The sequence below is a fragment of the Sulfitobacter noctilucicola genome, assembly GCF_000622385.1.
Taxonomy (GTDB): Bacteria; Pseudomonadota; Alphaproteobacteria; order Rhodobacterales; family Rhodobacteraceae; genus Sulfitobacter; species Sulfitobacter noctilucicola.
In genome coordinates this window covers 160,692-185,429 of record NZ_JASD01000008.1, presented here as the reverse complement: position 1 = coordinate 185,429, position 24,738 = coordinate 160,692, and the positions used below count along the sequence as shown (strand labels likewise).

Sequence of the window (24,738 nt, the reverse complement as noted above, 5' to 3'; positions counted from 1 at the left end):
GTCGTTAGCACTCAGACGTGTCGAGTGATAACGCCTGATCCGCCCAGCGAAGGGCGGCAGGTTCAGGAGTAACCTTTGAGCCTTAAGGAGCTACAAAGATGGCATTGAAACCGCTTCACGACCGCGTGCTGGTAAAGCGTACAGAAAGCGAAGAGAAAACCGCCGGTGGATTGATCATTCCTGATTCCGCCAAGGAAAAACCTTCCGAAGGCGAAGTTGTATCTGTTGGCGAAGGCGCCCGTAAAGACAGCGGCGAGCTGATCGCACCTGCCGTAAAAGCTGGCGATAAAATCCTGTTCGGCAAATGGTCCGGAACAGAAGTCACCGTAGACGGTGAAGAGATGCTGATGATGAAAGAGAGCGACATCATGGGGATCATTTCCTGATCGACAGGAAATGGCGGGCTTTGCCCACCTCACGGTTCGACGCTCAATTCACGAAACAAATGGAGAAGATAAATGTCAGCTAAGGACGTCAAATTTGACACCGATGCCCGCAACAAAATGCTCAAGGGTGTGAACATCCTCGCAAACGCGGTCAAAGTTACTCTCGGTCCCAAAGGCCGTAACGTGGTTCTGGACAAATCGTTCGGCGCACCACGCATCACCAAAGACGGTGTATCTGTTGCCAAAGAGATCGAGCTTGAAGACAAGTTCGAGAACATGGGCGCACAGATGGTTAAGGAAGTTGCTTCCCGCACCAATGACGAAGCAGGCGACGGTACAACAACCGCGACTGTTCTGGCCCAGGCCATCGTCAAGGAAGGCATGAAATCTGTTGCCGCCGGCATGAACCCAATGGACCTCAAGCGCGGCATCGATATGGCCACCTTGAAGGTTGTTGAGGCCATCAAAGCCGCAGCACGTGAAGTGTCTGACAGCGACGAAGTTGCACAGGTCGGTACAATCTCTGCAAACGGCGAAAAAGAAATCGGCCGTCAGATCGCAGACGCGATGCAGAAGGTTGGCAACGAAGGCGTTATCACTGTTGAAGAGAACAAAGGTCTGGAAACAGAAACCGATGTTGTTGAAGGCATGCAGTTCGACCGCGGCTACTTGTCACCATACTTTGTCACCAACTCCGACAAGATGACTGTTGAGCTGGAAGACGCGATCATCCTGCTTCACGAGAAAAAGCTGTCTTCCTTGCAGCCAATGGTTCCACTGCTAGAGCAGGTGATCCAGTCTCAGAAGCCGTTGCTGATCATCGCAGAAGATGTTGAAGGCGAAGCGCTGGCAACTCTGGTTGTGAACAAGCTGCGCGGTGGTTTGAAAATCGCAGCTGTTAAGGCACCAGGTTTCGGCGATCGTCGTAAAGCGATGCTGCAGGACCTTGCGATCCTTACAGGTGGTCAGGTGATCTCCGAAGATCTGGGCATGAAGCTTGAGTCCGTGACAATGGACATGCTGGGTTCCGCCAAGAAGGTCTCCATCACCAAGGACGAAACCACTGTTGTGGACGGCGCTGGTGACAAAGCCGAGATTGAAGCACGCGTTGCCCAGATCCGTAACCAGATCGAAGAAACAACTTCCGACTACGACCGTGAAAAGCTGCAAGAGCGTGTTGCCAAGCTGGCAGGCGGTGTTGCTGTGATCCGCGTTGGCGGCATGACAGAAGTTGAAGTCAAAGAGCGTAAAGACCGCGTTGACGATGCACTGAACGCGACACGTGCCGCTGTTCAGGAAGGTATCGTTGTTGGTGGTGGTGTTGCTCTGATCCAGGGTGCCAAGGCACTTGACGGTCTGTCCGGTGACAACAACGATCAGAACGTTGGTATCTCTATCGTCCGTAAGGCACTGGAAGCACCGCTGCGCCAGATCGCTGAGAACGCCGGCGTCGACGGTTCCGTCGTTGCTGGCAAGATCCGCGAAAGCGACGACCTGAAGTTCGGCTTTAACGCACAAACCGAGGAATATGGCGACATGTTCAAGTTCGGCGTCATCGATCCGGCCAAAGTTGTCCGCACTGCTCTGCAGGATGCAGCTTCCATCGCGGGTCTGTTGATCACAACAGAAGCTATGGTTGCCGACAAGCCGGCAAAAGAAGGCGCTGCTGGCGGCATGGGCGGCGGTATGCCGGACATGGGCGGCATGGGCGGCATGATGTAATCATCCCTTAACGGGGTGTGAGCTGAATAAGCTGACCAAACTAATCTGGAGAGGGCGTGCCGCATGGCGCGCCCTTTTCGGTTTGCACATTAAAATTTTGGGAGAGATCAGACAACAGGTGACAAATTTCTGATCTGTTAAGAGTGCAGCAAGGGGCTGGTGCTAGCTTGCGCGTATCCTAGCCTTGAGAGCCTCTTAGATGTCCAACCCTGCACAAGTCGTATCAGAAGCCGCGCCGCGCCATAATGTTTGCGATGATGATGGCCGCACGGTCACGGCGACATCCGGTTCTTCTCAGGATTTCGAGGATTTCATCTACCTTATAAGCCATGATGTACGCAGTTCGGCCAGAGCGCTGTTGGAACTACCTCAATGGATTGCCGAAGATCTGGAAGAGGCGGGCTTTCCGCTTGAGGGGCCGGTTGCCACCTCTATTGAGCTGCTGAACCGTCACGCCGGTCGATTGGACCGTATGCTGGTAGATTTGCTGACGTTTTCGCGGATCGGACGCATGCAAAAGATTTGCGAGAACGATATCAACGACGTTCTGGATCAGGTGTTGGAAGAGATAAAGCTGCCGGCAGGCTTCAAGGTGATCCGAAACCTTGATTGCAATCACGTAACGATGGGAGAGCGCGATGTGCTGACCATGTTTAGCGCGCTGATCAGCAACGCTGTCAAACACCATGACAAGGCCAGCGGCCAGATTATCGTCTCTTCATCGCTTGAAGGCGGTGACGTTTTGCTGAGCGTCTCGGATGATGGTCCGGGTATTGCACCTGAGTATCGAGAACGGGTTTTCGGTGCGATGAACACATTGCGCCCACGCGACGAGATCGAGGGAAGCGGTATGGGCCTGACGAACGTACGCAAAATCGCGAACCTCTATGAAGGCGGGGTGATTGTGGGCGATTCACCTTATTCAGGCGGCCTTAATGTAGAAGTGCGCATCAACGCGTTTCTGGTGGCAGATTGATCAAACTTTGCTCAATCTACAGAGATTAAGCGCGGGCCTTTAATGTTTCGTCAGGGATTTCCCGCAATCCTTAGGAGGCCAAACAACAAGAGGACGCCGCCATGTTACATGTCAATTCTGCCGCATCTTCGTTCCCTCCCGGCGCGCCTATGCCCCGCGATATAAAAGCGCTTTTGTTAGACGACAGCAATTTCGACCGCGCGCGCATCCGCCGGTTAAGCGAAAAGACCAACCTTTGCGTTCACATGGATGAGGTCGACAGCATCGAAGCGATGGACCGCGCAGTGAACGAGGAAAGCTACGATCTGGTCCTGATCGACTATCGCCTTCCGATCGGTGATGGCATGGTTGCACTGGATCATCTGTTGCGGAATGACAGTCACCGTCAGGCCGCGAAAATCATGATTACCGGCGACAACGGCAAACGGACTGCGATTGAAGCCATGCGCAATGGTTGCCACGATTTTCTAACAAAAGAAGAGCTTGATGTTGAAGCGCTGCGAGAGGCGATGCTTAACGCGCTCGCTACGGCACAACATCGGCATGAACTGGATATCGCCGCACAAATGCAGCGAACCCAAATTCGCGAAGGCTTGGTCGAGGCCCTTCAAGACAAGGATGTACAAAGCAACGTCATCGCGCTGGTGCGTGAGAATTTGTCAAAGGAAAACACCGCTGCTGACATTCTGCGAAGCCGTTTTGGCGAACAGGACATCGATGACTTATTGGTCGGGCTGGACAAGGACGACACGTTTGTCTTTCACTGAAGCGCTGCTGATTAATGTCTCCGGCACTGCTGGAGCCGCTGTTAGCAGTCCGTATTGAATAGCAGGTAACGCGCGATGCATTTCATCCGGTACTAGCGCACAGTGTATTTTCGAGGCCGATAGCTGAGCTCCAGCTTATCGGCATTGCTTTACCTATTAGGAACAACATCTTCATCGTTGTGTTCGCCTAAGTTGGACAATTTGGTTGCACATCTGCCCGCCTGTCCTCGCTCGGTAACTGGAAGGTGACAGTGGCGAATGTGTGAAAGCTCTTGGCGTATCCGGTTGCAAAGGCTAGTCGGAATGAATGCAGCTTGTTCTCGCCACCGTTCTCACGATGATCGCCTTTGCGTCCAACTCCCTTTTGACCCGGTGGGCGATTGACGGGCAACATATCGACCCATCAGGTTTTGCACTCGTGCGCGTTATCGCCGGTGCTGTTGTGCTGGGCATGTTGATCTCTTTGCGGGGCGGTGGGCTGCCGTTGCTGAGACGGGCGCGCATCCCCGGCGCGATAAGCCTTGCCGTTTATCTCGTGGGGTTCTCGCTCGCCTATCTGACGCTGGATGCTGGACTGGGGGCACTGATCTTATTTGGTGTTGTACAGATCACGATGTTTACGCAAGGCGCGTTGACTGGTGCAGCGCCCAGTCGGCAGCAGATTATAGGCGGGGCGATAGCTTTTGTAGGGCTTATGATCGCGCTCTGGCCGGGTGCAGAAAGCAACACTGACCCTATGGGCGCGCTGTTGATGGTCTTCGCCGGTTTGGGTTGGGCGGTCTATAGCATCATAGGTCGCAGCGCCCGCGACCCGCTGGCGGCAACCACAGCAAACTTCCTGCTTTGCGTTCCTATCCTGCTGATCCTTTTGGTGGGGGCTGGTTTACGGTTTAGCGCGATGGGTATCGTGCTTGGCATCGTTTGCGGTGGACTGACCTCGGGGCTGGGGTATGCGCTTTGGTATTGGGTTCTGGCTCAGATCAGCGGCCCGACTGCCGCAGTTGTTCAGTTAAGCGTTCCTGTCATAGCCCTTTTTGCGGGCGCGCTATTCTTGGGGGAAAGCGTCAGCATAGAACTGGTGATTGCGACCTGTCTGGTGGTGGGCGGAATCGCTTGGTCAGTCAGCGCACAAGTAGTTCCAAAGGATCGTAGCTGATCCCGTCCTCACCGAAAGCGACCTCTATCAAACTGTCGGGTTTGTACCGTCTTTTTGCAAGCTGGTCTGGGGTGAGCCAGTGGCGCTGCGTGACGATCTTGTCAACATCCTCCCACAGTGGATCTATGCGGTCAGAGCCGGTAAGCTGGCAGCGGAAATAAACATCGACCTGATGAAAACCAAGCGCAGGGTCGTGAAATTCGTTCACAAGGCACGGGTCACCTACTTCGATCTCCAGCCCGGTTTCCTCGTGAACCTCACGACGCAGATTGTCCGGCAGGGAAGCCCCCATTTCCACACCACCCCCCGGCGCACAGATCAGATCGCTTTGACCTTCGGGGTAGGCGTTAACCATCAAAAGCCTGTTGTCGCTGACAATTATGGCCCGTACGGCCAGTCGTGGAGATTTCAGATGCATTCGCATGTCTTTCGCATTTGGTGCACACAGAGCATTTCACACGCGCGCAAATCAGTCTATCTCGGGGGTATGAGCATTCGCATCTGTCTTTTTGCCGCGCTGATCGCATTGACCGCCTGTCAGGGGCAGGCGCAGGACCGCTGCGTCATTCTATTGCACGGTCTGGCACGGACAGAGACATCATTCGCTCTGATGGAAGTTGCTTTGGAGAACGAAGGCTACCGGATTGTGCGACCGGGGTACCCGTCCACCGAAGCACCGATCGAAGAGCTGACACGTCAGACACTGCCAGCCGCAGTCGCTCAGTGTGGCACCCCCAAAGTTGATTTCGTCACGCATTCCATGGGGGGCATTCTGGTGCGCCAGTGGGTGGCGGAAAATGATGCCACACGCGTCGGTCGCGTGGTGATGTTGGGGCCACCAAACCAAGGCAGCGAAGTTGTAGACGAGCTGAACGACGTTGCGGCATTTGACTGGATCAACGGTCCGGCGGGCGCGCAAATGGGCACCGGTCCAAATTCGCTGCCGCGTAGCCTGCCGCCAGTGACTTTTGAACTTGGCGTACTGGCTGGTTCGCAATCATTGAACCCCTATTTTTCTACGCTTTTGCCTGGACCTGACGATGGCAAGGTTTCCGTCGCCTCCACTCGCGTCGAGGGTATGACGGATCATTTGGTGCTGCCCGTCACCCACACTTTCATGATGAACAACCCGCGCGTGATTGCCGAAACCATGGCGTTTTTGCGCAACGGCAAGTTCGACAGATCGACCAACTGGATCGAAGGCGTTCTGGACACAATCGGCTGCCCGGATGGCGGGTGTATACCAGGGATTGAGGGGACGGATGGCGAACCTTGATCTGACCGGTGCGAAAGTTCTGATCGGTGATGGATTGCAAGACGTGCCGCTCAGCTTTGCCGAAGGTGTCATTTGTGAAGAACGTATTGGCCATGAGGTGGACCTGAGCGGGTTTCTGATCATGCCGGGCATCGTGGACATGCATGGTGACGGTTTCGAACGGCATCTAGCGCAACGTCGCGGTGCGATGATGCACATGAATGAAGGGCTGGTTGCCTGTGAGGCAGAGCTTGCGGCAAACGGGATCACGACGGCGGTACTGGCCCAATTTGTCAGCTGGGAAGGTGGCATGCGCGGACTAGAGTTTGCGCAGAAGGTCTTCACCGCCATCAAGGAGACGCGGACCGAAGTGGTCACCGACCTGCACCCGCAGTTGCGGTTCGAGACACATCTGCTCGATCTTTACGCCGATTTGTCTAACATGCTGGAGGAATGGGAGGTCAGGTACGTTGTGTTTAACGACCACCTTCCACATGACCGCCTAGATGCGGGCAAACTGCCACGCCGGCTGAACGGACAGGCGCTCAAGGCGGGGCGCAGCCCTGAAAATCACCTTGCCTTCATGCAGGATCTGCATGCCCAAAGTGTTGATGTGCCCTCCGCGTTAGATTGGCTTTGCCCGCGTCTATTGGCGGCTGGTGTGACAATGGGAAGTCATGACGATGCGACCGCAGAAGATCGCGAGCTTTGGCAAAGCAGGGGCGTCACCGTTGCGGAGTTTCCCGAAACGCATGAGGCAGCTGAGGCAGCACATGTGGGAGGAAGCCCGATCCTGATGGGGGCGCCGAATGTTGTGCGCGGTGGCTCGCATAATGCAAATGTGTCCGCGACTGACCTGATTTCAGCCGGCCATTGCACCGCACTCGCATCGGATTACCACTATCCATCGCCGCGACGGGCCGCGTTGCTGCTTGCTGATAGTGGGATCTGCTCACTCGCCCGGGCATGGGGTCTTATCTCAAGCGGTCCAGCCCAAGTAATGGGGTGGACGGATCGCGGAACGTTGGAAGCGGGAAAGCGGGCAGATATCACCGTGCTTGATGCGCAGACCCGTCGGGTTGCCGCGACATTCGTGCAAGGGCGCGTGTCCTATATGTCGGGTGCCATCGCGGAACGGCTGCTGGCTTGATCAGCGGACAATCCGGTTGATGTGCCCCATTTTGCGCCCCGGTTTTGTCTCCGTTTTCCCGTAAAGGTGCAAGGCGACGTCTTTGTCGTTCGCGTATTCGGGCACACGGTCCATATCTGCGCCAATCAGGTTTTCCATGACGACATCTGTGTGGCGGCTGCCGTCACCCAAAGGCCAGCCAACAATCGCACGGATGTGCTGCTCAAATTGGTCAACGGTGCAGCCATTCTGGGTCCAATGGCCTGAATTGTGTACACGGGGCGCAATTTCGTTAACGACCAAACCCTCTGACGTCACAAACAACTCGACACCCAGAACGCCGACGTAATCAAGGCTGTTGAGTATCTTGCCTGCCATCAGCACAGCGTCCATGCGCTGCGACGTGTTCAATCGGGCAGGGACCGTGGTGGTGTGTAGAATTCCGTCGCGGTGAACATTCTCTCCCGGATCAAAACACGCGACATCGCCAGCCGGACTGCGGGCCGCAATGACGGATACTTCGTGGCTAAAGTCGACAAACCCCTCAAGGATGGCAGGCGCGCCGTTCATATCTGCGAAAGCCGTCTGTGCGTCCTCTGCCTTGTGCAAGCGTGCTTGCCCTTTGCCGTCGTATCCAAAGCGACGGGTCTTGAGGATGGCGGGCGCGCCGATCTGCTCAACCGCTGCCGTCATGGCATCCATGTCTGGGACATCTGCAAAAGGAGCGACCTGCAGCCCAAGGCTTTCGAGGAATTTCTTTTCGGTAAGTCGGTCCTGCGAAATGCGCAACGCCTCGCGACCGGGCCGGATGGCCACCTGCGCCTCGATCAGATCAAGAGCCGCAGTTGGCACATTCTCAAACTCGAAGGTGACAACATCGCAGGCGTTCGCAAACGCACGCAAAGCTGCTTCGTCCTCGTAGGGTGCTGTGGTTACGGCGTGGGCAACATCACCTGCGGGCGGGTTCGCACCCGGCTCAAAGATATGCGTCCGGAACCCCAATCGCGCAGCGGCAACGGACAGCATACGCCCCAACTGACCCCCACCCAGAATGCCGATGGTACTTCCCGTTGCAAGTGGTTCAGTCATCTGTTGGCACCTCCGGAATGGATGCGCTAAGCGCGCTGCGCCACTCATCAAGGCGGGTTGCAAGAGCGCTGTCTTGTAACGCAAGAATTCCGGCTGCCATTAGCGCCGCATTGGCAGCACCTGGTGCGCCGATGGCCATGGTCGCTACGGGAAATCCGCGCGGCATCTGGAGAATCGAATACAGGGAATCAACACCTGACAACGCCTTGGTCTGAACCGGCACGCCAATCACTGGCACACGTGTTTTGGACGCCATCATACCCGGCAAATGCGCCGCACCGCCGGCTCCTGCGATAATCACCTGCAAGCCCTTGTCGACAGCCGTTTTTCCGTATTCCCAAAGACGGTCAGGCGTGCGGTGGGCTGATACGATCCGCGCCTCATAGGCAATGCCTAATTCGTCCAGAAGATCAGCGGCTTCGCGCATGGTAGCCCAATCGGATTGGGAACCCATGATGATACCGACGGGAGGGGTTGTCATAGCAGCGCGGCCCTTTGCTGATTTATCGAAGGTCGCACTATAGCCAGACTGTCAGCAGGGGCAACGAAGGAGTGTCGCAGGTCGCGCAACTCGGGTCGCATCGAACATTTATGCGATAATGTCCGGCGTCAAGCGGTCTTCGATCTGCGCAATCAGATCCTTGATCCGCAGCTTGCGCTTTTTGAGACGTTGCAGGGTTAACTGATCCGCTGTTGTCCGCTCTCCCAAGGCATGAATGGCATCATCCAGATCGCGATGTTCGCGCCGGAACACCTCGAGCTCGACACGCAAAACTTCGTCGTTTTTCATCGAAAGGTCGGTTGGCGCGTTCATTCTGTCATGATTCCGTTAAACCCTATGCCCCTAATATAGGCGTTGATGCTGTTCACGCATAGCCCTTGCACCAATCCGGTGTCGCCCCCATATTCGTAACACGGGTCGCCTTAACGGGGCCTTACTTTCTGACTGTCGCTTGACCTAAAAGGACGTGTCATATGACGAAACTAACGCTTGCCTCATATCCCCACATGTTGGGATTTGAACAGCTTGAGCGGGTGCTGGAACGCACCGCAAAATCGGGCAATGAAGGGTATCCGCCTTTCAATATCGAACAGACTTCTGATTTCAGCTACCGGATCACGCTCGCCGTAGCGGGGTTTGCCGAAGATGACCTCGCGATTACTGTGGAAGACCGGCAACTGGTTATCCGCGGACGCCAGACAGATGACAGCGACAGCCGCGTTTTTCTGCACCGTGGAATCGCCGCGCGACAGTTCCAGCGCAGTTTTGTGTTGGCCGATGGCGTGGACGTGGGTGAGGCGCAGATGGAGAACGGCCTGCTGCACGTAGACTTGACACGGGCCAAACCCGAAACAGTTGTACAAACAATAAAGATTAAGAAAGGGTAGGACGATGCAAGACATGAACTCCCAATCAGCAGACCGGACGGTCTACGTTAAACTCATCGAGGTCAGTGACCTGCCACGCGAAGTACGCGATCAGGCTGAAGGTCTTGAACAGCTCTACGCAGTACACGACGCACAGGGCCAGCAACTGGCCTTGGTCGGTGACCGCAAGCTCGCCTTTCATTTGGCGCGTGAGCATGATTATGCGCCGGTAATGGTGCATTAAGCTGGCATTATTGCGCCCGCTGACAAAGGATGCGAGGGCTGCACATCTGTGCGGCCCTTTTTGTTGGAGAGCCTAATGGAATTTGCGTTCGACTGGGTAGATGCATTTGCGGATGCGCCTTTTGGTGGCAATGGATGTGCCGTCGTTCACGGCGGGGCCGCGTTATCTGATGACACCTGCATGGCCTATGTGAGAGAAACCTCACTTGTCGAATGCACTTTCACAGGTCCGTCGGAGATTGCCGATCTGAAGGTGAAATACTATTTGGCCAGCCGCGAAATACCGTTTGCCGGGCATCCGACCATCGCCACAGTCGCGGCGCTTGTGCATCGCGGTATGGTGAGCGGAACCAACCTTTCACTAGAAACCGGGGCGGGTATCGTGGATGTGCAGATTGAGGGCGATCTGATAACTATGACGCAGGTCGAACCCGAGTTCGGGGCAGAAGTTCCCGCCTCGGTCGTCGCCCAAGTGGGTGCCATCTCTCCAGATGACATAATTGCACAGCCACAGATCGTCTCAACCGGTTTGCCGTTTTGCATCACGGTGTTGCGCGACATTTCGGTAGTGGAAAAATTGCGATTTGATACCGCTGGTTTCGCGGCATATTGCGCGCATCTGGGTTTGGAGCGCGATGATCTGATGGAACCGTACTGGGTGACACTGCAAGGAGCCACCGCGACAGGCGATACCTTCTCCCGTCTATTGTTGGCACCCCCTAGCCCCGCCGAAGACGCGTTCACCGGTTCCGCCACCGGCGCAGCAGCCGCTTATCTCTGGTCGCGCGGATTGCTAGGCAAACGTGGCTATGTCGCAGAGCAGGGGCATGGCATGGGGCGACCCGGCCAAGCGCGCGTAGAAGTTCTTGGCCCGCCTGACGGGATCACCGGCGTGAAGGTCGCGGGACGTGGTATCGTGGTGATGTCAGGAACAGCATTCCTGCCGGAATAATAATGGCCCACTGAAATGAAAAAGCGCAGCCAGTTCAGGCTGCGCTCTATAGAATTCAAATCGATCAGGTCGGCTTAACCGCCGATCAGCCCCATGCTTTCCAGCTTCAACAGCACCTGATGGGCGCAGTTGTCTACATCGACATTCTCCGTCTCAACGCTCAGCTCGGGGTTCTGTGGCACGTCATAAGGATCTGAGATGCCTGTGAATTCCTTGATCTTGCCTTCGCGAGCCAGCTTGTAGAGGCCCTTTCGGTCACGGCGCTCGCACTCTTCAATGCTTGTCGCAACGTGCACTTCAACAAAGGCACCGAACGCTTCGATCTCTTCGCGCACTGCACGACGGGTTGTGGCATAGGGCGCGATTGGCGCACAGATTGCAATGCCGCCGTTCTTGGTGATCTCGGAAGCGACATAGCCGATGCGACGGATGTTGAGGTCACGATGCTCTTTCGAGAAACCCAGTTCTGAGCTGAGGTTTTTACGCACGATGTCACCATCCAGCAGCGTCACGGGGCGACCGCCCATTTCCATCAGTTTGACCATCAGAGCATTCGCAATGGTGGATTTGCCGGAGCCCGAGAAACCGGTGAAGAATACGGTAAAGCCCTGCTTGTTGCGCGGCGGCTTTGTGCGGCGCAGTTCTTGGACCACCTGCGGGAAAGAGAACCACTCAGGAATTTCCAGACCTTCTTGCAAACGGCGGCGCAGCTCTGTGCCAGAGATGTTCAGGATCGTGACATCATCTTTGTCCTTGATCTCGTCCATGGCTTCGTATTGGGCGCGTTCGTCAACCCAAACCATGTGTTTGAAATCGACCATTTCGATGCCCATTTCTTCCTGATGCTCGCGGAAGAGTTCCTGTGCATCATATGGACCGTAGAAGTCTTCGCCGGCTGAGTTGGAGCCGGGGCCTGCGTGATCACGACCAACGATAAAGTGCGTGCAGCCGTGGTTCTTACGGATCAGTCCGTGCCAAACTGCTTCGCGTGGGCCAGCCATGCGCATTGCAAGGTTCAGCAAAGACATCGAAGTCGTCGCGGCAGGATACTGGTCTAGTACCGCCTCATAGCAACGCACGCGCGTAAAGTGATCGACGTCACCCGGCTTGGTCAGGCCAACAACGGGGTGGATCAACAGGTTTGCTTGCGCTTCACGTGCAGCACGGAAAGTCAGTTCCTGGTGCGCACGGTGCAGGGGGTTACGCGTCTGGAAGGCAACAACCTTGCGCCAGCCCATCTTGCGGAAATAGGCGCGCAGCTCGTTCGGCGTGTCGCGACGGGCACGGAAATCGTAGTGGATCGGCTGCTGAATACCGGTCACAGGGCCGCCCAGGTAAATCTTGCCCGCTTGGTTGTGAAGGTAATTCACAGCAGGGTGCGCATCATCATCGGCACCGAATACTTTTTCCGCTTCATGCGCTTTGTTAGGCTCCCAGCGGTCGGTGACGGTCATCGTTGCAAGGATAACCCCTTCCTGATCGCGCAGGGCGATATCCTGACCGATTTCCAGCTTACCTGCAAAATCTTCGGACACATCAAGCGTGATCGGCATCGGCCAAAGCGAACCATCCGTCAGGCGCATCGTATCGACAACACTGTTGTAATCCGCTTCCGAAAGAAAACCCTTGAGCGGGTTGAAGCCACCGTTCATCAGCAATTCAAGATCGCAAATCTGGCGCGGTGTCAGATCATGGCTGACCAGATCGCCGGCTTCGACTTTCATCTTCTGTGCAGAATCGTAAGAGACATACAGCTCTGGGATCGGGGCAAGGTTGGCTTGGGTATTCATACAGGATCTCATTTTTCGCGATTACGGGGTAGCGGCTGACCGCCCTATGCCAAGGGTCAAGGCAAAGAGTCTAGTAAAGGTTGGTGGAATTCGGCAAAATCTTGCTTGAAGAGCACAGTATTGGCGTATTTGGCCCCAAAACACCCCGAATTAGGCGTCTAAATCTGTTAAAAGCCCGCTTAGGTCGCTTGCTTCATGCACTGGCCATGCCAGTAGCGGGGAAGAGAGCCCACGCAGTTCAAGTGCTGTCAGGTGATGCGGTGCGACTTGATGCCCTGCCGCATGAAGTAGGGGCACAGAGATCAAAGCCTGCACCTTGTACTCTTTCGTGACACCTTCGATGCGGGATGCGGTATTTACGGTGTCACCGATCAGGGTGCGGGGCGCTTGTCCGGCCGCACCAATCTCGCCCAATACGACATCGCCCAAATGTGCACCGATGCCGATTGAGACAGGGCTTTGCCCTTCGCGGGCGAGCGTTTCGTTGAATGTATCCAAGGCCTGCGCGATGCCCTCAATCGCCCGCAGCGCCGCACGTGCGGAAAGTGACGGACTGCTCGTCTCAAAAAGGGCAAGAAACCCGTCACCGAGGTATTTATCTACTGTACCACCTTGGGCATTGATCGGTGGGACAATCGCATCGAAGAAACGGTTCAGCAGGAAAACTACGTCATAGGGGAGTTGCCCCGTCGTGCGGGCTGTGAAACCACGCATATCCAGAAACAGGAGCGCCAGTTCTTTCTCTTCCCCTTGGGATGCGTGGCTGCGGAACTTGCCTTTACCATCAGGCTGGAAAACCCGAAACACGGTTGTCGGATCCATCGGGCAAATCTGACAAGCAAGTCTGGTATTAGCCTCCGCACCGACCGCTGCAAGGCTCTTTGCTTCGGCCTCAGAAGGCGGGTGCAAATGCTCTGCACCCTTTTCGATTACGACGCGGCAGGTTGTGCAGCGCCCGCGTCCGCCACAAAGCGAGGCATGCGGGACGCCGCGCAGGCGGGACATCTCCAACAATGTCAACCCGCGGGGGGCATTGATCGTGATGTCGGGGGCGTAGCGGATCGTGACCGACCGCCGCCGCGCGCGCAGATATCTCACACCATATCCAAAAGCGACGGCGATCATAATCGCGCCAAACGCCCAACCAAGCCGATTGGTCCAACTGATCAATGTGACGAACGTCGATTGATCGGGGAAATTAAACAGCGTCAGCAAAGTCTCCTGCTGGTCAGGATCGGCAAAGGCTGCTTGAATACGGCGCCCTTCAACGAGAAATCCGGCAAGGGCGAAGGCAGGGACAAGCACCGCCAAACCGACAAGAAGAGGTTGCGATCTGCGCCACCAGGCCTTTGACCGGAGCCAGAAATGCAGACCGATGCAGCCATGCAGCCAAACCACAAGCAGCAGAAGGCTTTGCTTCCAACCATCAGCACTGCCCCACAAAAGCAACATGATGTAGCCCATTCGGTCATTCAGGTCGAAGATTTCATGGGCTGTGCGGGTATGGATCAGGTGGGCGATCAGAAGAATTGGAATGACTACGCCAAGGCTGATCTGCAATGCCTCCCAAACCGGCATACGCAGAGTGCCACGCCGCGCAAGCTTTACCAGCGCCAGCGTCAGGTGCGTAAGAAACGCGCCGTAGATCAGCATTGTTCCCGGCCAGCTTCGGGTTACCACCTGCCGCCAGTCCTGAGCCGTCTCGAGCCAGCCAGGCGAAAACAGTCCAAGCCCGATGTTCAGGAAATGCGTCAGCGCGTAGATAAAAAGCACCAACCCGCTCGCGATACGCAAGCGGGTAGGCCAATCACCGCGCCAAAGATCTTTCATCTGCCATCCCCCGCTGCTCCGAAACATGGGGCGGCGTGGAGGCTCGCGTCAAGCGTCGTTATTCAGCGAGCTGCGCGCCGTAGCCTAGCGGCAAGGAGGTGTCTTTGCCGCCTTCGATCTCAACATCTTCGCCGATTTCAGCCAGAAAACGTTCTGCCTCAAGCGCTGCCATACAGCCCATCCCGGCGGAGGTTACGGCCTGACGATACTTGTGGTCGGTCAAATCGCCGGCTGCAAAAACGCCAGGGATCGAGGTCTCTGTGCTGTCGGGCTTGGTAACGACATAACCGCCCATGTGCGTTTCCAGCGTATCTTTGACCAACTCGTTTGATGGCGCATGACCAATGGCGACAAACACGCCCTTGCATGGAATGTCCGTGATCTCGCCGGTTTTGGTGTGTTTGACTTTGACACCCTCAACGCCCAGCGGGCTGTCGGTGCCATAGACCTCATCCAACTCATGGAACCACAATGGTTCAATCTTGGGGTTCTTCATCAAACGGTTGATCAGGATTTTCTCGGCACGCAGCTCATCACGGCGGTGGATCAGCGTGACCTTGGACGCGAAGTTCGTCAAAAACAGCGCTTCTTCGACAGCGGTATTGCCACCGCCAATCACAACGATTTCCTGGCCGCGGTAGAAGAAACCATCGCAAGTGGCACAAGCGGACACACCGAACCCTTTGAACTTTTCTTCTGTCTCAAGGCCCAGCCATTTTGCCCGCGCGCCGGTCGCAAGGATCACGGCGTCTGCAACATAGGTCGTGCCGCTGTCGCCCTTGGCGTGAAAGGGACGTGAGGACAGATCAAGGTCGGTAATGATGTCGCCGATGATCTCTGTGCCCATCGCCTTGGCATGAGCTTCCATCCGTACCATCAGGTCAGGCCCTTGGACTTCTGTATCGCCGGGCCAGTTTTCAACTTCGGTTGTTGTGGTCAGCTGGCCACCGGGCTCGATGCCCTGAACAAGGATCGGCTCCAGCATTGCGCGGCTGGCATATACGCCTGCGGTATATCCTGCGGGACCTGATCCAATGATCAGAACCTTGGTTTTACGTGTGTCGGCCATCTGGCATCCCCCAAGAAACAATGTTCGTTTCCGGTGATATAACCGTGCAAGGACCCGTCTTAAACCCCCAGAAACACGGCGCAGCCTGCACTGCCCCTTACCGTTGATTTGATTGCCCAAATTCAGGGTCCCGAAAGCGCAGAAAGAATGTTGCGCTATGGCGAAATAATATTGCGGCTGGCTGGTGTATCGCTATAACAATCGCAAATTGAAAGGGGCGTTTGATGGCAGGTACAAGGCTTGATCCGATTGATCGGAAAATTTTGGCTGAGTTGCAGGCAGATGGCCGTATGACAAACGTAGAGCTGGCAAAGCGCGTTGGCATTTCGGCACCTCCGTGCCTTCGACGGGTGCGCACATTGGAAGAGCAGGGTTATATCAGAGGCTACCATGCGCAGGTCGATGCCCGAGAGCTCGGGTTCGAAGTGCAGGTCTTTGCGATGGTCGGCCTTGCCAGTCAGGCCGAAGCCGATCTGAGCGCTTTTGAGCAAAAGTGCCGTGAGTGGCCGCTGGTGCGCGAGTGTCACATGCTCAATGGCGAGGTGGATTTTGTCCTGAAATGTGTGGCCCCTGATCTGTCATCCTTTCAAAGCTTCCTGACCGGAGAGCTTTTGACCACGCCAAATGTCGAAAGCGTTAAGACAAGTCTTGTCATCCGGGGTGCCAAGGATGAACCGGGTGTGCCGTTCGACGTGCTAGAGAAACGGTTGGAAGTCTCCCCCTGACGCGAGCAGTTGTCAGGAGGAGCACTCTTGCGGGCGGCACCGGTTGGCCTGCCACGCTGTTCAAATATCAGATCGCGTCGAATTCCGCATCCCGCTCTGGCGCGCGCGGATGGGCCAGCGGACCGAAGTCGGTGATGTGGCTGATCTGCGGGAACATCCCGAGGAACCGGTCGCGCAAGGCGTGTGACACGGACTTTGTCGCGTTTGCACCGGGGTGGAATGTCTCCATCTCGACGCCGCCGGCGCTGATGGCCGCGTGACGATCAAGACAGATGTGAAACAGACGCACAGGTGTCGGAGGGACCACCTCGATCACGTTCACACCGTCAAGAAATTCACGCACGGGTGTCAGCATCCGCTTTTCACCAGCGACTGAACGCAACCGGTGCGGCGTGTGCAGGATGCGAGCCGCCGGACCCACAGTCAGAAACGAATTCGGGCGGCCCTGACCGAAAGTATCAGCCATGATGCGCAGCAAAGGTGTGCGTTTCTGAACGTCGGCAGGCACAAAGCTGCTTGATCCGACCCAGATCAGTTTGGCCGGCTCGCCTGTTGATGTGTTGATCATGTCGCCAGGCTGCAGATCCTCAATAGCCAGATCGCCATGGGGTGTGCTGATCAACGTACCGCGGGCAAATGCGGAGAACGCGTTGTCAAACAAAGAGATGGCAGGTGCCTTGTCTTGCCCGACGTAGAACGAGTTGTCCGAACGCAATGCAGCAATCTCAAAGTTACGCATCGGGATCTTTTCGGCAGGTGACGCGTAAGAGTTATCGGCAGATGAGTATGCCCCCATACGGGAAGCGGAAGTCGGGCGCGGGCCCAAGGCAGCAGTCAGTGTCATGCGATCACCTTTTCTCAGGTTGGTCACATCCGTGTCGGCCCCCACCGACAAGCACGGAAATAACAGGTAGTCATTTCGGTTCTTCTATGAGGACCAAAACACCTGATTGCACGCCCATTGTCAAAGTTTGAACAACATTAGAACTGAATTTAACGCCAATTCGCCCAAACTTGGCCATTTTGTTTCGGTGGTTTTGCCGAGTTTCGCCACATTTCGGCCCAAAAGAAAAACCCCGGATGCGAATCGACGCATCCGGGGTTGGTATAACGACCTAAGCACTCGTTACCTGTCAGAACACCTTGGAGGAGGTGGGGATCAGGCTGTCTTGCGCAGTTTTACAGCGGCATTCCGCTTTTCGATAAAAGCCGCGCGGCGTGTACCGCGTGCCCATGGCATCACGGTCTCTTCTTTGGCTGCGGTTTCTACAATGCCTTTGATGAAGCGTGTCTTGATTTTCATGGCTCAGTTCCTCGGTCTGGTTTGTGTGGACGTTGTCGCCCTTTGCTTGAGGATGAATATGACGGTCCAATCTGGCTGGTTTTTGTCAGGCCGTTAGATTTTTCAGAAAAATTCAGGGTCCGGCGAAAAGAATTGTGACGCAGGTGCCTTAATTCGCCAAAACACCCTGTTTTATGGGGTATTTGCAGGCCCAGCGAGGGTAATCTGATCAAAACCAGCGGATTGTTTCCCCATATGGAACAGGGATTTGGGCAGAACGGGGGCGGAGATTGCCCCCTCTACGCCCTGTTCACAACGTGATGACTGAAATCAGGCGACCGTAATCCGCTTCTTTCGCATGTGTCGTGCGGCGGTATGAATAGAATCGGTCTGCATCGCTATAGGTGCAGTGGCGCGTCCATTCACTGCTGCCCACACCAGCGGCCCGCAGACGGCTTAGCCCAAAGCCCGGCAGGTCAAAGAGCAGACGGTCACCTTCTCCTTGGGCAAAGAAGCGGTCAAAGTCTGGGTCTTGCGCCAGAAAATCGTCCATGAACTCCGGCCCGACCTCATATGCGCGTTGGCTGATACAAGGGCCGATGACGGCGAGGATGTTACTTCGGTCCGCACCAAGTGCTTCCATTGCCTCAACCGTGGCATCAAGCACACCGTCCAGTGCGCCGCGCCAGCCTGCGTGCGCGGCACCGATGACACCCGCATCCACATCTGCGAACAGCACAGGCTGGCAATCGGCGGTAAGTACCGAAAGCGCGAGCCCCGGTGTTGCCGTGACCAAAGCATCGGCTTTTGGTTTGTCTGTCTGGGGACCATGCAGCGTTATAGCCTGCGCAGAATGAACCTGATGCACACCGGCAAGATGATCGGGCGCAACGCCGATGGCTTCCGCTACGCGGGAGCGGTTGATTGCCACAATCTCTGACTGGTCAGAGCTACCGTGCCCGCAGTTCAATCCGCTGAACACACCCGAAGACGCTCCGCCCCTGCGGGTGAAAAAGCCGTGGCGTGTCTGGGCCAGACTGTCAGCGGTCAGGATTTCCAGTGTCATGTCTCAACTCCGGGCGGTGGCGTACTGTCACGCTTGAAAAGCGCCAGCACCTTGAACAGATTTCCCATTTCCTCGGGGTGCGTCAACCGCCGATGCGCGGCGATATGCGATTGTAATGCGTCACCGGCCAAAGCCTGCGCAAGTGACTGCGCGCGGGCGGTGATCCCCAGCCGCTCCAGAAACACGCCTTGTGGTATCAGGCTGCTGCTGGCGCAGGGCGCGGCCTCGGCCAATGCTGCGAAATCAACGTGAGCGGTAAGGTCTGCCTGGCCCGGTGTTTCCAGCGGGCTGACCGTCTCGTGGGACTTCACCGCCTGAAGTGTATTTCCGCTGAGCGGCGCATTGCCGTAGTCGATGATCAATGCCGCACCACCGTATTGTTCGATGTGCTGACCAATGCTTTCTGCTATCGGGCTGGCTGCTGCGCATATTTCCACAAGGGTGCCGTCGGGCGTCTTGTTCAAACGATCGGCCAAGGTCGGTTGGGGAGCAGGGGGTGCAAGACCGAAGACAAGCGTACCCTCATCAAGCCCGACCTGTCGCTCTTGCCACTGCGCACCTGATCGCTGGAACTGGCGGATTGGCAGCGCATCGAAAAACTCGTTCGCAATGAGGTAAAGCGGTTGCGGGGGCATGTCCTCGATCCGGTCAAACCACTTCACGTTGTAGCCCCGCAGTGCGTCAGCCTGCGCGCCGCGCAACACGTCCGAGGCTTCGATCAGAATAACGTTCGCCGCTTCTATGAACCTGGGCACGCCGCGGCATGCACGCAAGGCGTCCGCCATAAGGGTGCCACGGCCGGGGCCAAGCTCTGCCAGTATGAAGGATGGCGGAGCACCGTTTTGCAGCCATGTCTGCGCCAGGGAAAGGCCGATCAACTCACCGAACATCTGACTGATCTCGGGGGATGTTACAAAGTCCCCGTCACGTCCCAGCGGATCCCGCGTGGTATAATAGCCAAGCGTCGGGTGCAGCAGGCAGGTGGTCATGTATTCGTCGATCCGCATCGGCCCATGTGCGGCAATCCGGCTGGCAATCTGGCTCAGGAGTGTCATGCTGTGCGGCGGGCCCTCAGGATGAAGAATACACCAACCAGGATCATCGGGATGCACAAAAGCTGCCCCATTGTCAGCCCGTATCCACCTGAGTGCAGCGCAAGTCCGAGCGGGTTGCCGTCAGAGATGAACTGCGCATCGGGCTGACGGAAGAACTCAACAAAGAACCGCGCGGCACCGTAGCCTGCCAGAAAGGTGCCCATCATCAGGCCTTCTCTTTTGAACGCGCCGCGCCGCCAAGCCATCCAGATCAGGAGGCCACCCAAAACCAAACCTTCAAGCATCGCCTCGTAGAGCTGGGATGGATGGCGGGCGCAGACCCCCACAACATCGGGACAATACTGCGCGGCCTGCGTAGGGAAGGCTACACCCCAAAGCAGGTCGGTCGGACGCCCCCAAAGCTCTGCGTTGATGAAATTGGCAATACGGCCCAACAGCAATCCCGGTGCAAGGCCAAGCGCCACCAGATCACCGGCAGAGATTGTCGGGATATTATACCGCTTGGTGTAGAAGAAGGCAGCGAGGATGACACCGATGGCCCCACCGTGGAAAGACATGCCGCCTTCCCAAAGTTGCAGAATGCGAAGCGGGTTCGTCAGATAGTATCCGGCCTGATAGAACAGCACATACCCTAGGCGCCCACCAAGAATAACGCCGAGGATGATCCAGAACAGAAGATCCTCGATCTGGCCCTTTGTCATTACGGGCTTGTTGTCCGGCCACAGGCGCGGCGTCGCGGCAGCACGCAACACCAGCCGCCACCCCAGTAGAATGCCGACGATATAAGCCAACGCATACCAGCGCAGCGCGAAGTCTATCCCGAAAAGCGATACGGAGAAAACTTCGGGTGATATATTCGGAAAGGGGATGAGCGCGTTCATAGCGCCGATTGAGACCGGTTAACGCTGGAAGTCAACCTTGCCTGAACGCGTGTCAGCCCCCATATAAAGGACAACCAAAGATCGGAGACCGAAATGCAGACCCGCAACAAGTTTTTTGACGATATGTCGCAGATGATGACCAATGCCATGGGTGTGGCGCAAGGGGCCAAGGACGAAGCCGAAAACGCCATGAAAGGTCTGATGGACCGCTGGTTGGCAGACCGCGACTTTGTCACCCGCGAAGAGTTCGACGCCGTACGCGCCATGGCGCAAAAAGCGCGTGAAGAGAATGAAGCGTTGAAAGCGCGACTCGAAAAGCTAGAAGCAAAGTAACCAATACTGCCGCCGTTCCTACTTTCTTGAACGAACTCAGGGTTGTACCGCCACGTTGCTGGAATGCATGTTTTGTGGTATGATCCGTATAAGTCATTTTTAAGTTAGTCATTTTAGGAACGGTGGGGCGGAATTTTTTCTGCCTTTCATTTCATCCTCACCTGTTACCTGAAAATCTGTAGTCTTGCGCGGTGCGCTTATAGTGCTTCTGCGCTCTCTTGAGGTTTGTCATGGCCCGGAATGTGAAGCTTGTCAGAATTGAAGAAGGCGAAGCGCAGGTAACGACGATGGAAGGCCAGGAAGGCCAGATGCGTCAGCTTTATATGCAGGATGGTGTGATTGATGCCACCGAGCAGGAGGCGCTCGACCGTGTGTTGGGCAAGATCAACCAGTTACGTGATGCGATCGCAGAACTGCGCGCGGAGGTTGAACGCAACCGCGACATCTGGCTGGGCCGGGCGGGGGAACTCACTACGGCGCAGGGGCAGTTGGCCGAACTTCAGGCCTTTGATCATCCAGATGCCGTGACCATGGCTGGTGAATTTGATCCGATCCCGCTTGCCGTCACCGATGAGCGTTGGGCCGATGCGACCACTGCGCTGGATCAGGCGCTGGTCAGCCTTGAGCCGGTCTATGCCGATTACCTGCTGCAATTTGCGGCGCAAGCCCGCTATTTGCCGACCCGCGAAAGCTATGACACGCGCTGCGATGTCTTGCGCTTTGCACAGCCTCCCGCCGAAGAAATTGTATCAGGGCTTGCCAGCGTCGAAAGCCGCAACGGCACCATTGATGCAGCTGCCGATGCCCGCAATTTTGTCGAGGCCGAGAGCCTGCTTGCAGATGCCATCCTGTTGCTGGAGCCGCTTGAGCAACGGCTGGACGAACTGCAGCAGCAGATGGCCGAATACCAGACGGGCCTTGAGGCGATTCAATCCAAACTTGACGATTTGTCTTCCACGGACTTTACCGCCCTTGTCGAGGCGCAGGCCGAAATCCTTGGCGTCCAGACCGAGATGGAGGCTGCGGCCACAGCCCATGACTATCCGGCGGCGCTCACCTTGTTGCAAAACCTCACCGGGTTGGTCGAAACCCTGCACGCGCAATTCACCACCCTGTCCGAACAGCGCGACAGTTTTGAGGCTGACTACCGCCCGCTTGAGGCGCGTGCGGCGGTCCTCAATACATCCGAAGTGGCGCGGACGGCAGAGGCGATGCAGGCCATGATCGAGTTGCAGGATGCGATTGTCGCGGCAGAGGCGGAACAGAATTATGAAACCGCACTGCTGAACCTTCCCCCCTTTAAGACCGCGATCGAAGCAATCGAGGCCGTTCTTTCCGACCGTGATCTATACGAGGCGCGGCTGGCTGCGATGCAGGACGAATTGCTTGAGGCCAGCACGTCACGCCCCGAATGGACCTATTTGCAGCCTATCCAATCGGCGCTTGCCACGATACAGACCGAGATGGAACTGGCCGCAACCGCCGAAGATTATGAGACCGCCCTGCTCAAGATCGCGGCGCTTGAGGCGAAACTGGTAGAGTTCTTTGCCGCGATTGAAGCCAAAAAGACCGCCTATACCAGCAGGCGCAGCAGCTTTGACCGGCAGGTGCGTGCGGCGGAAAATGATGCAACCTCTGCGCTGAGCGCCGAGATCACAGCAGTGCGCAAAACCATTCCTCCGATTGATGCGCTGGCCGCTGCCGAAGACTGGGTTGCGGCCGAGGCCGAGATTGCCAACGGGATTGACGCGATTTCTGAATTCAACGCAGCAATGCTTGCGCAGGATGCGCCAGGCATGACCACGGGCATGACCATTGATGCGCTGGAACTGGCAGGTCGGTCGCCTGAATTGACCCAGTCGCTTGAAGATCTCGAAGCGGCAGGCTGGCAGGTCGTGGTTGGCGACGCAGGCGGCGGCAGCGGCTGTTCGCATGCCTCTTCGACGATCACGATTGACGCCAATTACCTGTCCGACCCGACGCAAATCGTGCGTTCGTTATCTCATGAAGTCGGCCATGCCGAAAACGAGGACGAAGACCCTGACATGAGCAGCAAGCAAGCCTATCTGGACAGCATGCTAGCGGGGGAGGGTGCGGCAACACTGGAAAACATCCGGGTTCAACGTGAAATCCTTGAGAATGGCGGCAGCGACATCACTATTTCCGGTAGATCGGCCAATCATGCCGATTACAACCGCATCTATGACCAATACCTGATTGATGGTGATGCAGATGCCGCCGAGGCTGCGATTGCGCGGGTCTATGCCGCAGGCGAGGTGCCTTCAATCGATTGCGCTGACGGCCAACCCTGCGCCGATTACAACGAATATTATGGCGAGTATTATGACAGTCTTTGGTGGTTTCAGAAGCTTTGACGGCGCGCGGAATCTGAGATGAGACGATATGCGTGGCTAATCTGGATTCTGTGCTGGTTGCCCCCGATTGCACAGGCGCAGCAAGGAGAGAAAATGACCGACAAAACAACATATATCGGCCTTGTGCAGGCGATGGTGAATGATCCGCCACAAAGTGCCGAAGCGGTCAAAGCGCAGCTCGGCATCGTGGTGACGCCGGTTTCAAAAGACCGCAAGCTGCGCGATGAAGGGGCTGGCGAGACGCCTGCTGATTTAGTTCTAGAGAAAGTCAGTCTTAGTTATATGCCCACCGGTGCGCCCAATGTTCTTGTCCTGACGATCCCGAATGATGTGGCACCGCCGGTAGATCAGCTGATCGATGCGTTTCCCCGTCTGAAGCTGACAGAAGTGCCGCGCGGGAAGTCATTGAACGAGGAAACCGTGCTCAGCCGCCCAGAGGCATGGGGCACTTTGTCCTTCGGGATGGCGGAATCCGACCGCGACAAGCTGCGCTCTGTCATGTTCAAGTTCCAGAAACCGGATTGACCACACCCTAAGCCGCGGCTCTTGCCCTTTCCAAAGATCAATGGGCAAGTCTGGGCCGTAGCTGCACACAATACACAACATATCGTAGTTATCCCCCACGAATTGTGGTTATCCCCAGAAAAGGGGGTTGCCAGAACACCTACTTTGCCTCCACCATATCTTGTAGCAGTCGGTGGAACTTCCACGGACTGTTGTACAGGCATCCAAGTCTGGTGCGGCGTTTGCCCGGGCTTGGACATCAAAAAAGAGGTGTCGAAAATGGCCCTGACCGAGCAATACCTTGAAGAAGATATTCATCCCATTGATATCGTCGAGACTTTGGCAGCCTATCACGAGTGGGACTTCGACCGCATATCTGACGAACAGATTGCCATGGCAGTCGAAGGCCAGTGGCGGACCTATTCGATCACGCTTGCATGGTCCGCTTACGACGAAACACTGCGACTGATTTGCACATTCGAGCTTGATCCGCCAGAGGCCAAGATGGCGGGGCTGTATGAGTTGCTGAACCTTGTGAACGATCAATGCTGGGCCGGTGCCTTTACCTATTGGGCCGAGCAGAAACTGATGGTCTATCGCTACGGGCTTGTTTGCGCAGGTGGCCACGATGCCAGTGCAGAGCAGATCGACACCATGATCGGTGCCGCTGTCATGTCAGCAGAGCGCTACTATCCTGCGCTGCAGCTTCAGGTCTGGGGGGATAAAACCCCGCAAGAAGCGCTTCAGGTCGCCATTGCAGAGGCTTACGGGCGGGCGTAACACTG

Annotated in this window: 27 protein-coding genes; 15 read left to right on the top strand and 12 right to left on the bottom strand. The window is 56.3% G+C overall.

Going from position 1 to position 24,738, the window contains the following annotated elements:
• Positions 1-98: 98 nt before the first annotated feature.
• The 5 genes from groES to Z946_RS0104350 all read left to right on the top strand — a co-directional run bounded on the left by groES (position 99) and on the right by Z946_RS0104350 (position 5,007).
• Positions 99-386: a co-chaperone GroES gene (gene groES / locus Z946_RS0104370; protein ID WP_025054520.1), complete on the top strand. Its 288-nt coding sequence runs from the start codon at positions 99-101 to the stop codon at positions 384-386.
• 72 nt (positions 387-458) lie between these two features.
• Positions 459-2,108: a chaperonin GroEL gene (gene groL / locus Z946_RS0104365; protein ID WP_025054519.1), complete on the top strand. Its 1,650-nt coding sequence runs from the start codon at positions 459-461 to the stop codon at positions 2,106-2,108.
• Between the two features lie 199 nt (positions 2,109-2,307).
• A complete protein-coding gene (locus Z946_RS20420; protein WP_025054518.1) occupies positions 2,308-3,084 on the top strand; it encodes a sensor histidine kinase in 777 nt (258 codons plus the stop codon).
• A 101-nt stretch (positions 3,085-3,185) separates the two neighbouring features.
• Complete coding sequence (locus tag Z946_RS0104355; RefSeq protein ID WP_025054517.1) at positions 3,186-3,851, top strand: response regulator; 666 nt, start codon at positions 3,186-3,188, stop codon at positions 3,849-3,851.
• A 307-nt stretch (positions 3,852-4,158) separates the two neighbouring features.
• Positions 4,159-5,007 carry a DMT family transporter gene (locus Z946_RS0104350; protein WP_025054516.1) on the top strand — a complete coding sequence of 283 codons (849 nt, stop codon included), beginning with the start codon at positions 4,159-4,161 and terminating at the stop codon, positions 5,005-5,007.
• Here Z946_RS0104350 and Z946_RS0104345 read toward each other — a convergent pair.
• The gene (locus Z946_RS0104345; protein WP_037969067.1) at positions 4,973-5,425 is read right to left on the bottom strand and encodes an NUDIX domain-containing protein; all 453 of its coding nucleotides are present in this window, start codon (positions 5,423-5,425) and stop codon (positions 4,973-4,975) included. The genes Z946_RS0104350 and Z946_RS0104345 overlap by 35 nt on opposite strands.
• A gap of 69 nt (positions 5,426-5,494) precedes the next feature.
• On the opposite strand from Z946_RS0104345, the gene Z946_RS0104340 reads away from it, so the two are divergent.
• On the top strand, positions 5,495-6,283 hold the full coding sequence (locus Z946_RS0104340) for an alpha/beta fold hydrolase (protein ID WP_025054514.1): 789 nt from the start codon (positions 5,495-5,497) through the stop codon (positions 6,281-6,283).
• Positions 6,270-7,412, top strand: coding sequence for an alpha-D-ribose 1-methylphosphonate 5-triphosphate diphosphatase (locus Z946_RS0104335; protein ID WP_025054513.1), 1,143 nt, complete (start codon positions 6,270-6,272; stop codon positions 7,410-7,412). The genes Z946_RS0104340 and Z946_RS0104335 overlap by 14 nt, the downstream gene beginning before the upstream one ends.
• Here the strand turns inward: Z946_RS0104335 and Z946_RS0104330 are convergent, their stop codons facing one another.
• The 3 genes from Z946_RS0104330 to Z946_RS0104320 all read right to left on the bottom strand — a co-directional run bounded on the left by Z946_RS0104330 (position 7,413) and on the right by Z946_RS0104320 (position 9,294).
• Positions 7,413-8,480 carry a 5-(carboxyamino)imidazole ribonucleotide synthase gene (locus Z946_RS0104330; RefSeq protein WP_025054512.1) on the bottom strand — a complete coding sequence of 356 codons (1,068 nt, stop codon included), beginning with the start codon at positions 8,478-8,480 and terminating at the stop codon, positions 7,413-7,415. It abuts the gene before it with no gap.
• The gene (purE, locus tag Z946_RS0104325) at positions 8,473-8,961 is read right to left on the bottom strand and encodes a 5-(carboxyamino)imidazole ribonucleotide mutase (RefSeq protein WP_025054511.1); all 489 of its coding nucleotides are present in this window, start codon (positions 8,959-8,961) and stop codon (positions 8,473-8,475) included. The genes Z946_RS0104330 and purE overlap by 8 nt, the downstream gene beginning before the upstream one ends.
• A 108-nt stretch (positions 8,962-9,069) precedes the next feature.
• Positions 9,070-9,294: a YdcH family protein gene (locus tag Z946_RS0104320; RefSeq protein ID WP_025054510.1), complete on the bottom strand. Its 225-nt coding sequence runs from the start codon at positions 9,292-9,294 to the stop codon at positions 9,070-9,072.
• Positions 9,295-9,455: 161 nt separating this feature from the next.
• Here Z946_RS0104320 and Z946_RS0104315 point away from each other — a divergent pair, with 161 nt between their 5' ends.
• The 3 genes from Z946_RS0104315 (at position 9,456) to Z946_RS0104305 (ending at position 11,043) form a co-directional block, all read left to right on the top strand.
• Positions 9,456-9,869, top strand: coding sequence for an Hsp20 family protein (locus Z946_RS0104315; protein ID WP_025054509.1), 414 nt, complete (start codon positions 9,456-9,458; stop codon positions 9,867-9,869).
• Between the two features lie 13 nt (positions 9,870-9,882).
• Positions 9,883-10,092: a DUF1150 family protein gene (locus tag Z946_RS0104310; protein ID WP_174416545.1), complete on the top strand. Its 210-nt coding sequence runs from the start codon at positions 9,883-9,885 to the stop codon at positions 10,090-10,092.
• A 75-nt stretch (positions 10,093-10,167) separates the two neighbouring features.
• Positions 10,168-11,043, top strand: coding sequence for a PhzF family phenazine biosynthesis protein (locus Z946_RS0104305; protein ID WP_025054507.1), 876 nt, complete (start codon positions 10,168-10,170; stop codon positions 11,041-11,043).
• A gap of 74 nt (positions 11,044-11,117) precedes the next feature.
• Here the strand turns inward: Z946_RS0104305 and Z946_RS0104300 are convergent, their stop codons facing one another.
• The 3 genes from Z946_RS0104300 to trxB all read right to left on the bottom strand — a co-directional run bounded on the left by Z946_RS0104300 (position 11,118) and on the right by trxB (position 15,732).
• On the bottom strand, positions 11,118-12,833 hold the full coding sequence (locus Z946_RS0104300; RefSeq protein ID WP_025054506.1) for a bifunctional sulfate adenylyltransferase/adenylylsulfate kinase: 1,716 nt from the start codon (positions 12,831-12,833) through the stop codon (positions 11,118-11,120).
• A gap of 150 nt (positions 12,834-12,983) precedes the next feature.
• Positions 12,984-14,663 (bottom strand): adenylate/guanylate cyclase domain-containing protein, encoded by a 1,680-nt coding sequence (locus tag Z946_RS0104295; protein ID WP_025054505.1) that lies wholly within the window; start codon positions 14,661-14,663, stop codon positions 12,984-12,986.
• A gap of 58 nt (positions 14,664-14,721) precedes the next feature.
• The gene (trxB, locus tag Z946_RS0104290; RefSeq protein ID WP_025054504.1) at positions 14,722-15,732 is read right to left on the bottom strand and encodes a thioredoxin-disulfide reductase; all 1,011 of its coding nucleotides are present in this window, start codon (positions 15,730-15,732) and stop codon (positions 14,722-14,724) included.
• Positions 15,733-15,956: 224 nt separating this feature from the next.
• Between trxB and Z946_RS0104285 the strand changes: the two genes are divergently transcribed.
• Positions 15,957-16,457: an Lrp/AsnC family transcriptional regulator gene (locus Z946_RS0104285; RefSeq protein WP_025054503.1), complete on the top strand. Its 501-nt coding sequence runs from the start codon at positions 15,957-15,959 to the stop codon at positions 16,455-16,457.
• Positions 16,458-16,524: 67 nt separating this feature from the next.
• Here the strand turns inward: Z946_RS0104285 and Z946_RS0104280 are convergent, their stop codons facing one another.
• From Z946_RS0104280 to lgt, 5 genes are all read right to left on the bottom strand, one after another.
• A complete protein-coding gene (locus Z946_RS0104280; protein ID WP_025054502.1) occupies positions 16,525-17,301 on the bottom strand; it encodes a Hint domain-containing protein in 777 nt (258 codons plus the stop codon).
• 315 nt (positions 17,302-17,616) lie between these two features.
• Positions 17,617-17,760: a hypothetical protein gene (locus Z946_RS21660; protein ID WP_169736905.1), complete on the bottom strand. Its 144-nt coding sequence runs from the start codon at positions 17,758-17,760 to the stop codon at positions 17,617-17,619.
• A gap of 289 nt (positions 17,761-18,049) precedes the next feature.
• On the bottom strand, positions 18,050-18,805 hold the full coding sequence (gene pgeF, locus Z946_RS0104270) for a peptidoglycan editing factor PgeF (RefSeq protein ID WP_025054501.1): 756 nt from the start codon (positions 18,803-18,805) through the stop codon (positions 18,050-18,052).
• Positions 18,802-19,860 (bottom strand): class I SAM-dependent methyltransferase, encoded by a 1,059-nt coding sequence (locus tag Z946_RS0104265; protein ID WP_025054500.1) that lies wholly within the window; start codon positions 19,858-19,860, stop codon positions 18,802-18,804. Before Z946_RS0104265 ends, pgeF begins: the two co-directional genes overlap by 4 nt.
• Positions 19,857-20,741 (bottom strand): prolipoprotein diacylglyceryl transferase, encoded by an 885-nt coding sequence (gene lgt, locus Z946_RS0104260; RefSeq protein ID WP_025054499.1) that lies wholly within the window; start codon positions 20,739-20,741, stop codon positions 19,857-19,859. The genes Z946_RS0104265 and lgt overlap by 4 nt, the downstream gene beginning before the upstream one ends.
• A gap of 93 nt (positions 20,742-20,834) precedes the next feature.
• Here lgt and Z946_RS0104255 point away from each other — a divergent pair, with 93 nt between their 5' ends.
• The 4 genes from Z946_RS0104255 to Z946_RS0104240 all read left to right on the top strand — a co-directional run bounded on the left by Z946_RS0104255 (position 20,835) and on the right by Z946_RS0104240 (position 24,733).
• Positions 20,835-21,074, top strand: a complete 240-nt coding sequence (locus Z946_RS0104255) for an accessory factor UbiK family protein (RefSeq protein ID WP_025054498.1) — start codon at positions 20,835-20,837, stop codon at positions 21,072-21,074.
• 242 nt (positions 21,075-21,316) lie between these two features.
• A complete protein-coding gene (locus tag Z946_RS0104250) occupies positions 21,317-23,449 on the top strand; it encodes a coiled-coil domain-containing protein (RefSeq protein WP_152540552.1) in 2,133 nt (710 codons plus the stop codon).
• Between the two features lie 93 nt (positions 23,450-23,542).
• Positions 23,543-23,974, top strand: coding sequence for a hypothetical protein (locus Z946_RS0104245; RefSeq protein ID WP_025054496.1), 432 nt, complete (start codon positions 23,543-23,545; stop codon positions 23,972-23,974).
• A gap of 258 nt (positions 23,975-24,232) precedes the next feature.
• Complete coding sequence (locus Z946_RS0104240) at positions 24,233-24,733, top strand: type III secretion system chaperone family protein (RefSeq protein WP_025054495.1); 501 nt, start codon at positions 24,233-24,235, stop codon at positions 24,731-24,733.
• Positions 24,734-24,738 lie beyond the last annotated feature (5 nt).

Coding starts and splice junctions, on each gene's coding strand:
- Z946_RS0104335 (WP_025054513.1), top strand. CDS start 6,270: ATGGCGAACCTTGATCTGACCGGTGCGAAAGTTCTGATCGGTGATGGA.
- Z946_RS0104355 (WP_025054517.1), top strand. CDS start 3,186: ATGTTACATGTCAATTCTGCCGCATCTTCGTTCCCTCCCGGCGCGCCT.
- Z946_RS0104305 (WP_025054507.1), top strand. CDS start 10,168: ATGGAATTTGCGTTCGACTGGGTAGATGCATTTGCGGATGCGCCTTTT.
- Z946_RS0104350 (WP_025054516.1), top strand. CDS start 4,159: ATGCAGCTTGTTCTCGCCACCGTTCTCACGATGATCGCCTTTGCGTCC.
- Z946_RS0104300 (WP_025054506.1), bottom strand. CDS start 12,833: ATGAATACCCAAGCCAACCTTGCCCCGATCCCAGAGCTGTATGTCTCT.
- Z946_RS0104320 (WP_025054510.1), bottom strand. CDS start 9,294: ATGAACGCGCCAACCGACCTTTCGATGAAAAACGACGAAGTTTTGCGT.
- Z946_RS20420 (WP_025054518.1), top strand. CDS start 2,308: ATGTCCAACCCTGCACAAGTCGTATCAGAAGCCGCGCCGCGCCATAAT.
- purE (WP_025054511.1), bottom strand. CDS start 8,961: ATGACAACCCCTCCCGTCGGTATCATCATGGGTTCCCAATCCGATTGG.
- Z946_RS0104330 (WP_025054512.1), bottom strand. CDS start 8,480: ATGACTGAACCACTTGCAACGGGAAGTACCATCGGCATTCTGGGTGGG.
- Z946_RS0104295 (WP_025054505.1), bottom strand. CDS start 14,663: ATGAAAGATCTTTGGCGCGGTGATTGGCCTACCCGCTTGCGTATCGCG.
- Z946_RS0104240 (WP_025054495.1), top strand. CDS start 24,233: ATGGCCCTGACCGAGCAATACCTTGAAGAAGATATTCATCCCATTGAT.
- groL (WP_025054519.1), top strand. CDS start 459: ATGTCAGCTAAGGACGTCAAATTTGACACCGATGCCCGCAACAAAATG.
- pgeF (WP_025054501.1), bottom strand. CDS start 18,805: ATGACACTGGAAATCCTGACCGCTGACAGTCTGGCCCAGACACGCCAC.
- Z946_RS0104345 (WP_037969067.1), bottom strand. CDS start 5,425: ATGCATCTGAAATCTCCACGACTGGCCGTACGGGCCATAATTGTCAGC.
- Z946_RS0104245 (WP_025054496.1), top strand. CDS start 23,543: ATGACCGACAAAACAACATATATCGGCCTTGTGCAGGCGATGGTGAAT.
- Z946_RS0104340 (WP_025054514.1), top strand. CDS start 5,495: ATGAGCATTCGCATCTGTCTTTTTGCCGCGCTGATCGCATTGACCGCC.
- trxB (WP_025054504.1), bottom strand. CDS start 15,732: ATGGCCGACACACGTAAAACCAAGGTTCTGATCATTGGATCAGGTCCC.
- Z946_RS0104255 (WP_025054498.1), top strand. CDS start 20,835: ATGCAGACCCGCAACAAGTTTTTTGACGATATGTCGCAGATGATGACC.
- Z946_RS0104285 (WP_025054503.1), top strand. CDS start 15,957: ATGGCAGGTACAAGGCTTGATCCGATTGATCGGAAAATTTTGGCTGAG.
- lgt (WP_025054499.1), bottom strand. CDS start 20,741: ATGAACGCGCTCATCCCCTTTCCGAATATATCACCCGAAGTTTTCTCC.
- Z946_RS0104280 (WP_025054502.1), bottom strand. CDS start 17,301: ATGACACTGACTGCTGCCTTGGGCCCGCGCCCGACTTCCGCTTCCCGT.
- Z946_RS21660 (WP_169736905.1), bottom strand. CDS start 17,760: ATGAAAATCAAGACACGCTTCATCAAAGGCATTGTAGAAACCGCAGCC.
- Z946_RS0104315 (WP_025054509.1), top strand. CDS start 9,456: ATGACGAAACTAACGCTTGCCTCATATCCCCACATGTTGGGATTTGAA.
- groES (WP_025054520.1), top strand. CDS start 99: ATGGCATTGAAACCGCTTCACGACCGCGTGCTGGTAAAGCGTACAGAA.
- Z946_RS0104265 (WP_025054500.1), bottom strand. CDS start 19,860: ATGACACTCCTGAGCCAGATTGCCAGCCGGATTGCCGCACATGGGCCG.
- Z946_RS0104310 (WP_174416545.1), top strand. CDS start 9,883: ATGAACTCCCAATCAGCAGACCGGACGGTCTACGTTAAACTCATCGAG.